The organism is Abiotrophia defectiva ATCC 49176 (assembly GCF_037041345.1).
Taxonomy (GTDB): Bacteria; Bacillota; Bacilli; order Lactobacillales; family Aerococcaceae; genus Abiotrophia.
The window spans coordinates 45,950-59,595 of record NZ_CP146287.1 but is presented as its reverse complement, the minus strand read 5'-3'; the positions used below and the strand labels follow the sequence as shown (position 1 = coordinate 59,595).

Here is a 13,646-nt window from a genome sequence, read left to right as displayed (position 1 = left end):
TATTCCTTTCCTTAAGGGGATTCAGTCTGGGCCCCATAGTGGGCGACGGCCTGACTGATATAGGCCTGCATATCCGCCACTGAGTGCTGGCGTGAGCGAGCGCACTGCTTGGCGTCTGCTTGGCAGAGGAAGCACTGGCGTGGGGCCAGGCCTAACTGCCGGCGACTGATGGGGCAGGGTCTACCTTCCACCAGTTCCAGCACATCCAAGTCCAGTAGGCGGCCTAAGGGGTGCTGCCCTTCAAAGGCCACTAAATGGCGCTTAACTAGCTCAGCCTCCTGGCTAACCACCCAATAGGCCTCTAACCCTGTCACGGCCTCCAGCACATCCTGGTAGAGGACCGCCTCTTGGGCCAAATGGTCACTGACTAGCTGGGCTAGCTGGCGACCTATTTTAGCTAGACCCTCAGAGATTTTGACAGGTCCCGGCGTATTGAGGGTCATGGAAACCAAGACTGCCGGCGCATACCTTTCTAGCAAATGCGCCTGGCGTTGGCTCCGCGCCTCGCGGGCTGATAGAACCTGGCCCAAATGGACCTCAGGTCCATCAAAGAGTCCCTTAGACATTGCGCACCACGTCGATGACGCTACCGTCACGATATTCGATGACCGCTACGACCTTGTCCCCGTATTGAATCGGTTCTGGGTTGCCCACAATGCTGTAGGCTTTTTCTTTGAGTTCTTGGATGGTGTATTGAGGCACCTTGAGAGACTTGAAGTGCTCAACTAAGTCTGGGCGATTAGGGTTAACCGCAATCCCAATCTCAGTGACGACCACGTCCACACTAGTCCCTGGCGTTACAACCGTATTAACAGTGTCTACGAATGTTGGAATGCGTCCACGTACTAATGGTGAAATCACCATGGACATCTTAGAAGCAAAGGCGGTGTCACTGTGACCACCTGAAGCCCCACGGATAACCCCATCCGAACCGGTCATGACATTAACGTTGAAGTCAGTATCGACTTCCAAAGCAGACAAGATGGCGACATCCAAACGGTTAACCATGGCCCCTTTGGACAATGGGTTAGCATACATGCTAGCGTCGATTTCATAGTGATCCGCATTGCGCCCTAAGGACACTGCAGATGGGTGGTCAAAGTCTTGTACGTCGATGACTTTCTCAACGAGCCCTTCTTCCAAAAGTTCAACCATGGCATTGGTAATCCCACCTAGCACGAAGCTGGCTTTAATGCCGTCTTTAATCATTTGTTCGCGGATAAAGCGGGTTGCTGCCAGAGAGGCACCACCTGTACCAGTCTGGAAGGAGAAGCCTTCCTTATAGTAAGGAGAACCGGTAATCACCTTAGAAGCATATTCTGCAATCAAGAGCTCTTTAGGGTTCTTGGTGAAGCGAGTTGCCCCCTTAGCAATCCCTTGAGGGTCCCCAATGGCATCTACTACGACCACATAGTCTACGTCTGTTTGTGGAATGGAAATTGGGGTGTTTGGATATGGCACCAAGGAGTCAGTGATGACCACTACTTGGTCGGCATATTTAGCATCAATCATGGCATAACCTAGGGAGCCACAAGTTGCTTTCCCTTTGGTCCCGTTGACGTTCCCATATTCGTCAGAACTTGGGGCGCCTAAGAAGGCTACGTCAATGTGGATGTCGCCAGCCGTAATGGCACGGGCACGTCCCCCGTGGGAACGAATCACCACTGGATTCTTCATAATACCAGAAGAAATGGCAGCCCCTAACTTGTCACGCAGACCACTAGAGGTAATGTTGGTGATAACCCCATTTTTGATGTGGTCGATAAGGGGTTCATGTACGTTGGCAATTGAAGAAGGTGCGATGGAGAGATTTTTGATCCCCATTTTGGCAATTTCTTCCATGACCATGTTGATGACATAGTCCCCTTCACGGAAATGGTGGTGGAAGGAAATGGTCATGCCGTCTTTGAGGCCGGTCTTTTCAATGGCTTCGCGAAGGCTGCCCAAGAGTTTTTCTTGGCGTGGTTCAACGGGCTTTACCTTACGGCTTGAAGCTTCATAAGGTTTAATCCGTGCCAGCTCTCCTTCATAGACGCCGTATTGATCGGCGATTGCTTGTGGAATTTCACGTCCTGCTTTGTTGACTACCATCTTAAATTTCCTCCTCGCTAATGAGTCCCGCTGCTTTGGCTAGGGCAATGACCCGCTCAGCGCGTTCCACGATTGGCTTGTCGACCATTTTCCCTTTGACTGAGATGACGCCAGAGCCTTTAGCTTCAGCTTCACGAATCGCCCAGATAATTTCCTTAGATTGTTGGATTTCCTTCTCAGTTGGGGCATATACTTCATTAACCACTGGAATTTGGCGTGGGTTGATGACCGATTTACCATCGAAACCTAATTGCTTGATGCGGGTGACTTCCTCACGGAAGCCGTCCATGTTGTCTACGTTAGAGTAGACGGTGTCGATTGCGGCAATCCCTGCGGCACGCGCTGCATGTAGAATCATGCTACGAGCGAAGAAGAGTTCTTGGCCATCAGGGTAACGGCGAGTCTTCATGTTGGTCACATAGTCTTCCGCCCCTAAGGCAATCCCAATCAGACGGTCAGATGCCTTAGCAATCTCACGAGCATTTAGTACCCCTTCAGCTGATTCGATGGCGGCCATCATCTTAGTACGACCGACTGGAATATTATTTTCCTGCTCAACACGGGTAATAATAGCATCGACATCCACGATATCTTGGGCGTTTTCGGTTTTAGGCAGACGTACCACGTCAACCCCAGCCAAGACTACCGCTTCGATATCTAGGGCACCGGTAGTGTCCAGCCCGTTAATCCGTACGACGGTTTCGACATTGCTGTAGTCAAAGGTTTTGAGGGCGAAGTGCACCAAGGTGCGGGCAGAGTCTTTTTCCTTGAGGGAGACTGCATCTTCTAGGTCAAACATAATAGAGTCAGCCCCGTATAGTGGCGCATCGCGTAGCATGGCAGCATTAGCACCAGGGACAAACATCATTGTTCTTCTTAAGCGTTCCATGAGTCAATCTCCTTCCAGTTATATTCTGATAAGTCAGCTGCACGATGGGCCACCGTAATGGTCCGAGCTTGGATGGTGCAATCTAAGGCACCCTTGTCAACTGCTACTACTTGGGCTGACTGAATGCCTAGGCGGGTCAAGGTGTCTTCAATGACACGACGAATTTGCGCCCCAAATTGCTTTTCGACTGAACTTTCTAATTGAATGTCAATGCGTCCAGCATCACTCGGATTCAAGGTAATCATAATGTCGCTTGATTCCAAGGTGCCAACAACTGCACTTTTTTTAATTTCCATCTTTATTCCACCTTTTCTCTCTGGGCGTCTTGGCCCAGTAAGTCTTGTGACTGTATGTAATGATAGGTTGACTGTGGGACTAGGTTGACCCAGTCAGCTAGCTTCCCTGCTTGAATCGCTGCCCGTACGCGGGTCGCACTGATAACCTGGCCGTCCTTTTCTAGACGGGGGATAATCTTTAGGTCTAGGTCCTGACCGAAGGCTTGGGCCAAGGCCTGATTGTAGACTTGGGTGACCGGCGATAGGGGTTCTTCCCCTACAAAGCGAACGGCAATCTCTAAACTAGGCGCAATGAACTGCTTGAAGACTTGCGCATCAAGTTCTGCCTGGACCTGAGCCACTGCCAAATCCGCCCTTTCCTTAAGAAAGTAGGAGGGGAAGGTAGCCTGCGAGACCATATAATCACGGCTAGGCAGGACCGTAACATTGGCCAAATCTGCCACCCCGGCTTGGACCATTTTGAAGCGATTTTGCGCGCTAAAATAGGACCGATCTTCGGATACCACGAAGATATAGAGGTGGTCACAGGCGGACAAAGCCTGTTCTACCAGATAGCGATGGCCTAGGGTAAAGGGATTGGCGTTCATGACGATGGCCCCATTTTGGGAACTGTCCACCTTATGCTGAGTCAAATAGCTCAGATAGTCCTGAAAGGACGGAAAGCCCTGCTCCATAAAGAGCAAGGCTTCGGTTTGCGCCAGAAGCCGAAAGCCCAAGGCCTTAAAGTAAGGAAGATTCTTTGGTTTAGTATAGACGAAGCGATTGGTCAAGCCTTCCTGGTCCAAACGTTCCAAGAGGGCCATGACCACTTGCGTCAACAAGTTCTCTGACTGATAGGCGGCGCAAACCACCAAGCACTTGAGAATCTTGCCGTCCAAGGACCCAGTCGCTGCCAAGCGTGCCCCATCATAAATGCCGATTGTATAATCGACCGTTTCCTGGTCACTCAGATTAGCTGCCTGCATTAAGGTCTGCCAATCTTTCAAGGCTTGTGGGTCACGATCCAACCAGAGGCGTCTGGTCACGTAGCCGTCCATTTTGTCTTAGTCCTTTTCGACTGGGAAGTACTTGATGAGGAGTTCAGATGCCCCGTATAAGATACCGAGAACTAAGAAGACCCCACCCATCCCAATCAGCATGAGTTCAAAAGCTTGTCGTAAGTTATCTAAATTCATAAGTGTTACCTCGCAATCTTAGTGGATGAAGTAAGACAACAAGAGCCCGCCGGCAATAACGGAGGCAATTTGCCCAGAAACGTTAGCCCCTACAGCATACATCAAGATGAAGTTTTGAGGGTCTTCTTCGGTTGCCATCTTTTGAATGACACGGCTTGACATTGGGAAGGCAGAAATACCAGCCGCCCCAATCATTGGGTTGATCTTGTCCTTGCGGAAGAGGTTCAAGATTTTGGCGAAGATAACGCCCCCAATAGAGTCCATGATGAAGGCTACCAAACCAAACAAGATAATCATTAAGGTTTGGACATTCAAGAAGAGGCCAGCTTGCATCTTAACCGAAATGGTAATCCCTAAGAGGATTGACACAATGTTAACCAATTCGTTTTGAGCGGTTGCGGATAAGCTATCTAAGACACCACACTCACGTAATAAGTTCCCAAACATGAGGAAACCTACCAATGGTAAGGCGATTGGCGCGATAAAACCAGCCACGATGGTAATCACAATTGGGAAGAGGATTTTAGTCATCTTAGATACGCCTTCAGCATGGTAAGTCATGCGGATCTTGCGTTCTTCCTTGGTTGTTACTAACTTAATAGCAACTGGTTGAATAATTGGCACCAAAGCCATGTAGGAGTAGGCTGCAACCGTGATGGCCCCTAAAAGATGAGGTGCCAATTGGTTGGCTACGAAGATAGAAGTAGGACCGTCAGCCGCACCGATAATCCCGATAGAAGCTGCTTCACGAATGTCAAAGCCCGCTAATACTGCGACTACGACTACGAAGAAGATCCCGAATTGAGCTGCCGCACCGAAGAGCAACATGAAAGGATTTTGAAGTAATGGCCCGAAGTCAATCATAGCTCCAATCCCAATGAAGATAAGTAGAGGGAAAAGTTCAGTCTCAATCCCGGCGCGGAAGAGGATGTCTAAAACCCCATGTTGGGTTACGTTACCGACGGTTTGGTCTAAGACCCCTGAACCTGGGAAGTTAACCAGAATCGTCCCTAAGCCCATTGGTACCAGCAAGGTTGGTTCGTATTCCTTCTTAATCCCCAGATACATGAGCAGGCCACCAATGACCATCATGAAAACTTGACCACTACTAATGGTCGTAATACCTTGAATTAATGTTTCCACTGTCTGTCTCCTTTACTGACTATATTAGTTGATGGTGATGAGGGCATCGCCTGGGTTTACTACTTGACCGTTAGCCACATGAATCCCTGATACCACCCCTGCTTTAGATGCTACAATTTCATTTTCCATCTTCATGGCTTCTAAGATCATTAATGGTTGGTTCTCAGCCACTGTGTCCCCAACGTTAACTAAGATGCGGAGAATAGTCCCTGGCATTGGGGATGGCATGGCATCTGCTCCGGCTGGTGCTACAGAAACTGGGGCAGCTGGCGCTGGGCTTGCTTCTGCTGCAGGTTCGCTAGCTGGTGCAGCTGGGGCTGGAGCAGGAGCTACTGGTGCTGGCGCAACTGGAGCAACCGGCGCTACGGCCCCAATTTCTTCCATTTCTACCAAGTACTCTTTGCCGTCAACTTTGATTTTGAATTTGCGTAACATATTGTATAATTCCTCCTAAATAAATCCATAAACCTTATGTGCGTTTTTGATAAATGTGCTTGACCGCCCATTGGCTGTCAGGGGCGTCCCCAGCCGCAATGGCTGACGCAATCACCGATACAGTCGTCGCTTCGGGGTTGCGTTTTAAGACGCGCTTGACCACGAATTGACTGTCGGGATAATTGGCCGCTGCTAGAGCAGAAGCAATCACGCTGACTTCTAGCGCCTCTTCTGAGTCGGCCGCCACATAGGCTGCTACTGGCTCCCATTCTGCCTCAAAAGCAGCTTGCTGAGCTTGAGCTTGTTCTTGGCTCTCTGCTTCTTCAGCGCGGCGTCGGCCGCCAAATAATCGTCTGAGTAGTTCCATTTCTTCACTCCCTTCCAGATTAATCTACTACTTGTATTATACCCTAAACTAGCGCTTACACTAGTCAAATACTGTTCTTTTTGTGTTCTATTAGGCCAAGATTTTGATTTAGTCTTCCTATTAAGCAAGGCGTCTTTTTTGGCTATACAAATTTTCTGAGCCCTTGTTTTTTAAGTGTTCTTTTTAGCTAAAGCCCTTTCTTTTTGTCTAAACATTCGCTATGATACAGGCATAAAGTAAACGCGTTCATTTCATGGAATGGACGTGTCGGGTCAAGGTCAGAAGGTTTTAGCGACTTTTGGCTCATACCCATGCTATTATTATTTTAATTTCAGAAAGGAAGATATGATGTTACTCACAGTCTTTGCTTATGCAATGATGGTTGTCTTCATGTATGTCATCATGAAGAAGAAAATGTCACCATTCACTGCCTTAGTACTCATTCCGCTTGCTTTTGCGCTGGTAGCAGTCTTAACTGGCGTGGTCCAAGATGTCAACATCGGGACACTCGTTCGCGAAGGTCTCTTTGGCAACAACTCCAAGGATAAACTCACTGCAATGAAAGGGACGGCTGAAACCGGGGTTATGCTCCTCTTCGCCATCCTCTACTTCTCCCTCATGTTAGATTCCGGTCTCTTCGACCCAATTACTAACAAAATGATTCGCTACGCTAAAGGCGATCCAATGAAAGTCCTCGTGGCTACTGCTATTGTTGCGGCTGCTGTTTCCATGAACGGTGACGGAACAACCACTACCTTGATTTGCTGCTCGGCCTTCGTGCCAATTTACAAGAAACTCGACATGAAACTCATGAACTTGGGTGTCTTAGTTATCTTGCAAAACACCATCATGAACCTCTTGCCATGGGGTGGCCCAACCGCTCGTGCCATGTCCGTCTTGGGCGTTGAAGCCGACATCTTGGGTTATTTAGCGCCAGGGATGGTTCTCTCCATTCTCTACGTTATCTTCTTCGTTGCCCGTGGTATGGGTAAAAAAGAACGTGCTCGTTTAGGTGTCAAAGAGTTAACTGAAGCTGAGCTTGATGAATTGACTACTATTTCTGACCCTGAAGTCTTGGCTATTCGCCGTCCTCAAAACTTCTGGATTAATGCCGTTATGACCATCGTCCTAATTGGTTGGTTAGTAGCTGGCTCCTTCATCAAAGCCATCGAAGTCAAGCCTGTGGTCCTCTTCTTAATCGGGACCGGCTTAGCCATGATGATTAACTACCCAGACCTCAAGACTCAATCCAAACGTATTGGTGAGAACGCTGGGGATGCGGTACAAGTGGTCCTCCTCGTCTTCGGGGCAGGGGTCTTCATGGGTCTCTTCCAAGGAACGGGTATGGCTAAGGCCTTGACCGACAGCATCGTCCACATCATTCCACAACAATTAGCAGGCTTCTGGAGCTTGATTATTGCCCTCATCTCCGTACCAGGGACCTTCTTCTTAACCAACGATGGTTTCTACTACGGGGTGCTGATTCCATTCGCAGAAATTGGTCGTCAATATCACTTCACCGATATGCAAATGGCCTTGGCTTCTCTCATGGGGCAAGCCTTCCACCTCTTGAGCCCACTGGTTGCCTTCATCTACCTCTTGCTCCGCTTAACTGGCTTGGACATGGGCGAATGGCAACGTGAATCTGCTAAGTACGCCGCAGTGGTCTTCGTTATCTTCGTGGTCACTATCGTCTTGATGGGCCACATGCCACTCTACTTAGCACAATAATACCTAAGACAAAAGAGCTAGGACTAAGTCCTAGCTCTTTTTTTGTGTCCCTATCAAATTGTGCTAACTTATGCACGTAAATTTCCTAACTCAGACCCTATCTATCAATAGATAGATTGATAGATAGGGTAGCAAAGCAAGATTGCTTGGTTAGAGTTGGGAAGTTGGCTGCTCCCAGAATTCTGGTACCTGAGCCAAGATCTCATCAGCTGTCTTCAAGCTAGCTTCTTCAATGCTCACGCCCGTCTTCTTAAGATAGTAGCGTACCAAGTGATAGCCACAGCTATAGCCTGCTGCATAGGGCAGACCGACAGGGCGCCCCCCTTGCACTTGGGTCAATTCATCCCCGTAGAGATAAGGAGCGGCCCCATAGAGGTTAGAGATATCAAGATTAGCCTTAATTTTGGGCTTGATTAGACTGTCTAAGGTCGCCAAATCGGTCTTGGTCACCCATGGGCCTAGATAGTCGGGCCCATAGAGTTTTAGCACGAAGTTCTCAGCCAAGCCTTCTGCCACCATAAGCTCCTTCAGGGCCCCTTGTTGCCAATCCACAAATTGGTAGCGCACATTATGGTTACATTCATGGGCCAAGGCCGCTGGCAAACGTCGCAAGGTCTCCTGGCTTGGTACCAAGGACAAGAAGATGTAGCCCGGAATCCCGCCTTCACCCAGATAATTATCATTGAGTCGCATAACAGGACTCTCCGCCTTGCCTAGCAAGATCGCTAAGACATATTCTTTGCATGGTGGGTGGATTCCTGCCTGTTCGAAACTGTCAATAGCCAGATGGAAAGCTTTTTCTAGCTCCTGATAAACTGAATCGTCTAGTGCATCAATATCCGCACTATGCTCAGACCTTAGGTTAAAGGGCGTTAGATTGGCCAAGCTCAAAATCTGCAGGGCATCCGCCCCCTGTCCAGCTTCTATACTTAAACCCTGGCGGGCAAATTTCCCCCGAAAAGGCGCTAAAACTTCCTTCCTGAATAAGGCTTCGCCCTGCTCTGGGGATAAGGTCAAGACTTGTCGATAGACTTGATCTGTACGAATGATCTTTAAGTTCATCCTAATTCCTCCTTTTTCTCTATTAGTCTACACCTTAACCTTACGTTAGGGTCAAGCCCTATGTTATACTAAATACTAGATTTTACTAAAAAGGAGGAGCAGGCATGATTTATCGGGTCAAAGAAGCTGCTCAGTTAGCTGGAGTTTCCCCTCGAACACTCCACCACTATGATGCCATTGGCCTCTTACCAGCTAAGAAAGAGGCCAATGGCTACCGCTATTACCAAGAAGATTTGGAGCGTCTCCAGCTCATCCTCTACTATAAATACTTAGGTCTCTCACTAGAGGACATTGGCAAGTTGCTAGAGGCTAATAGCACTAATTTCCTCCAACTTCTGGAGCAACAGCTGACTCAACTACAATCAGAGCGCCAACGTTTAGACACCTTAATAGAAACCTTAACGGCTAGCATCCAAGCTAAAAAAGCAGGCCAGTCCCTATCACCACAAGCGCAATTTCGCGGTTTTAGCTATCCAGATATGCTGCCCTATGTTAGCCAAGCGCGACAAGATTACGGCCTAGACGTCATGATTGAGGCTGAGAAGCGCCAAGAGGGGCAGAAAATAGAGGTCGCCGAGAAATTCAATGCGGTCTTTCGCCAATGGGCTCAGCATTTTGAGGCCGGACTTTCAATCGAGTCGGAGCCTATCCAAAGCTTATGTCAAGAACTCTACCGTCTCCTCAATACCTATGCCTTTGACTGCTCCCTGACCGTCTTCGGCTACATTGGGCAAAACTATCAAGACAATCCTGATTTTCGCCACAATCTCAATCGCTTTGCTCCCGATTTAGCAGCATTCGTCAGTCAAGCTATCCAATATTTTGTCCGCCACGCTAAATCCTAAGGGCCCTAACAAGGCCTTGGCTTGGCTAAAACCTCTATTTTTAGGTATAATGGACATGATGACATCAAAAAGAAAAGGAGAATCCCTATGTCTGCGATTATCGAGGCGGTCAAACGCAACTTAGATATTACTCAGAATAAACCCCTCAAAATCTCGCTCTACGAAGCCTTTCGTAAGACGATTATCTTGGGCCAAATCCCAGCTGGAACGCGGATCAATGAGAAGGAATTCTCTACTGCTCTCAATATTAGTCGAACGCCCATCCGCTATGCCTTAACAGAATTAACCAAGGAGCTCTTAGTGGAGCATATTCCTAAGATTGGCATTATTGTCAAAGGTATTAGCATCAAGGACGCCCTAGAAATCTACGATATCCGCAAGGCCCTAGACACCTTAGCTACCATTAAGGCTATGACCTTGATGACACCCGAGGACTTCCAAGAACTTCAAGCTATCCTAGAAGAGTGCGAGCAACTCAACCAGGCCGACCGCGTAGACGATGTCTTGGCTAACTTCACCAAATTCAATGACTTCATCTATGCCAAGAGCCAGATGACCCGCCTGCGGGACATCGTCTCTGAACTACGGACCTATGTTATTTATTTCCGCGACTTGTCCATTCGATCCTCCCAACGCCGGAGCGCAGCCCTAGAAGAACACTGGCTGATTTACCGCGGGATGTGCAACCACGATATTGATCAGATTACCCTCATTACTCACGAGCATCTGGATCGGTCCCTGCGTTTCATCCTCAAGCAAATGGAGAAACTGCACATTGACTAATAAGACGCTCTCTTGTGATTATCTGGCAGACCTAGCCTGCCAGGCCTTGGCTTTCGAAGTTCAACTAGCGCCTAAGCCTGGCCTAGTAGACCCTTGGTCCAATGGGGCACATGACGATATGACGCCACAAACCTTCGCTGCTAGTATTGAGGCCTTACGACCTTATTTTAAAGGCTATGTCCAATTAGGCCAAACACATGCGGGGTCGCCTGATCAGCTCTTCCAAGCCCTACGTCAGCTAGGGCAAGAAGCCGAAGCCGCCATGTTAGCAGCCACCGCTGGTGTCAACACCCATAAAGGGGCCAATTTTTCCTTCGCCCTCCTATTAGGTGCCTTGGGAGCCTGCCATGGCGACTTAGGCGCTAGTTGGGCTTTAATTGAGGCCATGACCCAGCACCTCGTGACTCAGGATTTTGCCCATTTGGCCCAAAAAACCTCCCTCTCTTATGGCGAACGCCTTTACTTGGAACATGGTATTACCGGGGTCCGGGGCGAAGCAGCAGCAGGCTATCCGGTCTTACGCCAAGGCTTGCTCTCCTTTGTCAGTCAGCGCCAAGGTCTGGACCAGCGCCAGCTTTGGTTGCAGGCTTTAGTCTATTTAATGGCTACTGTCCAAGATGGCAACCTACTCCACCGGGGTGGACTGACCGCCTTAGCCCAGATTCAAGGCGAAATGAGTCTACTCTTAGACCAGCTGCCTGACTTATCCTTGGCCCAACTTGAAGAGCGGCTCACAGCCTATGACCAAGTCCTCATCGAACGCCATCTCAGCCCCGGCGGCAGTGCCGATTTCCTGGCTCTAGGCTACTTCTGTACATTGATTACCCAAACTTAATCCCGGCTTGCTAAGTAACTTGGCAAGCTTTTTTATTTGGCTTAGCGACTGATCCAGGTCTCTGGCTTGCAGAATCCGAACGTTTGTCATATTATCTAACATAAGAGGTCAGGATGCAGTTGACCCCTCATTTGACTTTCCCTATAATCATAAATGATAAAAGAAGGTGACAACTATGGCAGCCAAAGAATTCCGCAAATCTCTCGCCGTATTTCCCATTGGAACCGTCATGACCCTAACAGGCTTGACCGCCCGGCAAATTCGGCATTACGAAGATTTCGGGCTGGTAGTGCCGGGCAGAAGCTCAACCAATCGCCGCCTCTACTCCCTCAACGATGTAGATCGGCTCTTGGAAATTAGTGACCTGCTCGAGGAAGGCATGACCCTAAAGGGCATCAAACGTCGCTTCGAGTCAGAAGCCGAGCGCCCTCATATGGGGCACCCTACTACCAGTCAACCCCTGACTGACCAAGATGTCCGTCGGATTTTATGGGATGAGTTAGACATCCAAGGTCGATTTCGCTAAGTCTGGCTAGACTGACTAGCCTACTATCAAAAGGAGGATTTCCATGCCAACCACTCAATGGACCAAAGAAAGTATCTTACTAGACGCCAAAGAACGCAATGTTCGTTATGTCCGCCTCATGTTCACCGATATTACTGGGACTATCAAAAACGTCGAAGTGCCTGTCTCCCAATTAGAAAAGGCCTTAGACAACAAAATGATGTTCGACGGTTCTTCAATTGAAGGCTTCGTCCGGATTGAAGAGAGCGACATGTATTTGGTACCTGACTACAACACTTGGCTAGTCTTCAACTGGAAGGAAGGTGCCGGTGACACCAAGATTGCCCGCTTAATCTGTGACGTCAACAGCGTGGATGGCTTACCTTTCCAAGGTGACCCTCGTAGCAACCTCAAGCGTATTCTAAAGCGCATGGAAAACCTTGGCTTCACTTCCTTCAACATTGGGCCAGAGCCAGAATTCTTCCTCTTCAAACTAGATGAAAAAGGCCAACCTACCATGCAACTCAACGACAACGGCGGCTACTTTGACTTGGCGCCTAACGACTTGGCCGAGAACTGCCGTCGTGACATCGTCTTGGAACTAGAAGCTCTAGGCTTTGAAATTGAAGCCAGCCACCACGAAGTAGGGCCTGGCCAACACGAAATCGACTGGAAGTATGCAGACGCCCTCCGTTCTGCCGACAATATCCAAACCTTCAAACTCATCGTCAAATCCGTGGCCCGTCGCCACAACCTGCACGCGACCTTCATGCCTAAGCCTATCTTCGGCATTGCCGGGAGCGGGATGCACTGTAACATGTCCCTCTTTAATGAATCAGGTAATGCCTTCTACGATCCGGATACAGAAGACCAACTCTCCCAAACCGCCCTCTACTTTATCGGTGGCTTGCTCAAGTATGCCCGTGCCTACACCGCTATCTGTAACCCACTGGTTAACTCCTACAAGCGGCTGGTGCCTGGTTACGAAGCCCCTGTCTACGTAGCTTGGTCTGGTCAAAACCGTTCGCCTCTTATCCGGATTCCGGCAGCTCGAGGTAACTCTACTCGGATTGAAGCGCGGAGTGTAGACCCAGCGGCTAACCCTTACTTGGCTCTGTCTGTCCTCTTGGCAGCCGGCCTCAAGGGGATTGAAGATAAGATTATGCCCCCTTCAGCAGTTGACCGTAATATCTACACCATGACCCGTGAAGAGCGCCTAACGGAAGGGGTAGAGGATCTACCAGGTTCCTTGCGCGCAGCCCTCAAAGAACTCAAGAAGGAACCTGTTATTCTAGAAGCCTTGGGTGACCACATCGCACAAAACTTCATCGCTGAGAAGACAGCCGAATACTTCGCTTATCAAAAGCAAGTCACCCAATGGGAACTAGAGCAATACTTCAAAAACTACTAAGCAATAAGTCAGAGGCTGGTGTAACACCCAGCCTCTCTTTATTAAGTCTCTGTAACAGGCAACCAGATTAGGTGCTTT

At 49.0% G+C, this 13,646-nt stretch carries 16 protein-coding genes; 6 read left to right on the top strand and 10 right to left on the bottom strand.

From position 1 onward, the window contains the following. Window positions 1–11 precede the first annotated feature (11 nt). Genes citX through V7R82_RS00260 form a run of 9 tightly spaced genes read right to left on the bottom strand, consistent with a single transcriptional unit; the run spans window position 12 to window position 6,396 of the window. Window positions 12–566 (bottom strand): citrate lyase holo-[acyl-carrier protein] synthase, encoded by a 555-nt coding sequence (gene citX, locus V7R82_RS00300; protein WP_338542763.1) that lies wholly within the window; start codon window positions 564–566, stop codon window positions 12–14. Continuing rightward, entirely contained in the window at window positions 559–2,091 is a 1,533-nt protein-coding gene (gene citF, locus V7R82_RS00295) for a citrate lyase subunit alpha (RefSeq protein ID WP_338542761.1), read from the bottom strand. Before citF ends, citX begins: the two co-directional genes overlap by 8 nt. Window position 2,092: 1 nt before the next feature. Next, on the bottom strand, window positions 2,093–2,980 hold the full coding sequence (gene citE / locus V7R82_RS00290; RefSeq protein WP_291428105.1) for a citrate (pro-3S)-lyase subunit beta: 888 nt from the start codon (window positions 2,978–2,980) through the stop codon (window positions 2,093–2,095). Beyond that, window positions 2,968–3,276: a citrate lyase acyl carrier protein gene (citD, locus tag V7R82_RS00285; protein ID WP_070756744.1), complete on the bottom strand. Its 309-nt coding sequence runs from the start codon at window positions 3,274–3,276 to the stop codon at window positions 2,968–2,970. Before citD ends, citE begins: the two co-directional genes overlap by 13 nt. 2 nt (window positions 3,277–3,278) lie before the next feature. After that, window positions 3,279–4,313 (bottom strand): [citrate (pro-3S)-lyase] ligase, encoded by a 1,035-nt coding sequence (gene citC, locus V7R82_RS00280; RefSeq protein ID WP_314692675.1) that lies wholly within the window; start codon window positions 4,311–4,313, stop codon window positions 3,279–3,281. Between the two features lie 6 nt (window positions 4,314–4,319). Further along, on the bottom strand, window positions 4,320–4,451 hold the full coding sequence (locus tag V7R82_RS00275; RefSeq protein ID WP_298078484.1) for an OadG-related small transporter subunit: 132 nt from the start codon (window positions 4,449–4,451) through the stop codon (window positions 4,320–4,322). Window positions 4,452–4,469: 18 nt separating this feature from the next. Next, a complete protein-coding gene (locus V7R82_RS00270; RefSeq protein ID WP_035364076.1) occupies window positions 4,470–5,594 on the bottom strand; it encodes a sodium ion-translocating decarboxylase subunit beta in 1,125 nt (374 codons plus the stop codon). A 24-nt stretch (window positions 5,595–5,618) separates the two neighbouring features. Continuing rightward, window positions 5,619–6,029 carry an acetyl-CoA carboxylase biotin carboxyl carrier protein subunit gene (locus V7R82_RS00265; protein ID WP_338542755.1) on the bottom strand — a complete coding sequence of 137 codons (411 nt, stop codon included), beginning with the start codon at window positions 6,027–6,029 and terminating at the stop codon, window positions 5,619–5,621. Window positions 6,030–6,063: 34 nt separating this feature from the next. Further along, window positions 6,064–6,396: a hypothetical protein gene (locus tag V7R82_RS00260; protein WP_338542753.1), complete on the bottom strand. Its 333-nt coding sequence runs from the start codon at window positions 6,394–6,396 to the stop codon at window positions 6,064–6,066. A 348-nt stretch (window positions 6,397–6,744) separates the two neighbouring features. Here V7R82_RS00260 and V7R82_RS00255 point away from each other — a divergent pair, with 348 nt between their 5' ends. After that, a complete protein-coding gene (locus tag V7R82_RS00255) occupies window positions 6,745–8,127 on the top strand; it encodes a CitMHS family transporter (RefSeq protein ID WP_291430628.1) in 1,383 nt (460 codons plus the stop codon). Between the two features lie 150 nt (window positions 8,128–8,277). Here V7R82_RS00255 and V7R82_RS00250 read toward each other — a convergent pair whose 3' ends face one another. Beyond that, the gene (locus tag V7R82_RS00250) at window positions 8,278–9,189 is read right to left on the bottom strand and encodes a DUF2268 domain-containing protein (protein WP_338542751.1); all 912 of its coding nucleotides are present in this window, start codon (window positions 9,187–9,189) and stop codon (window positions 8,278–8,280) included. Between the two features lie 104 nt (window positions 9,190–9,293). Here V7R82_RS00250 and V7R82_RS00245 point away from each other — a divergent pair, with 104 nt between their 5' ends. From V7R82_RS00245 to glnA, 5 genes are all read left to right on the top strand, one after another. Beyond that, on the top strand, window positions 9,294–10,034 hold the full coding sequence (locus V7R82_RS00245) for a MerR family transcriptional regulator (RefSeq protein WP_338542750.1): 741 nt from the start codon (window positions 9,294–9,296) through the stop codon (window positions 10,032–10,034). Window positions 10,035–10,121: 87 nt separating this feature from the next. Further along, entirely contained in the window at window positions 10,122–10,817 is a 696-nt protein-coding gene (locus V7R82_RS00240) for a GntR family transcriptional regulator (protein ID WP_291430633.1), read from the top strand. Next, the gene (gene citG / locus V7R82_RS00235) at window positions 10,810–11,652 is read left to right on the top strand and encodes a triphosphoribosyl-dephospho-CoA synthase CitG (protein WP_315271228.1); all 843 of its coding nucleotides are present in this window, start codon (window positions 10,810–10,812) and stop codon (window positions 11,650–11,652) included. The genes V7R82_RS00240 and citG overlap by 8 nt, the downstream gene beginning before the upstream one ends. 175 nt (window positions 11,653–11,827) lie before the next feature. Further along, the gene (locus V7R82_RS00230; RefSeq protein WP_023391563.1) at window positions 11,828–12,178 is read left to right on the top strand and encodes a MerR family transcriptional regulator; all 351 of its coding nucleotides are present in this window, start codon (window positions 11,828–11,830) and stop codon (window positions 12,176–12,178) included. Window positions 12,179–12,221: 43 nt separating this feature from the next. Beyond that, window positions 12,222–13,568, top strand: a complete 1,347-nt coding sequence (gene glnA, locus V7R82_RS00225) for a type I glutamate--ammonia ligase (protein ID WP_070756758.1) — start codon at window positions 12,222–12,224, stop codon at window positions 13,566–13,568. Window positions 13,569–13,646 lie beyond the last annotated feature (78 nt).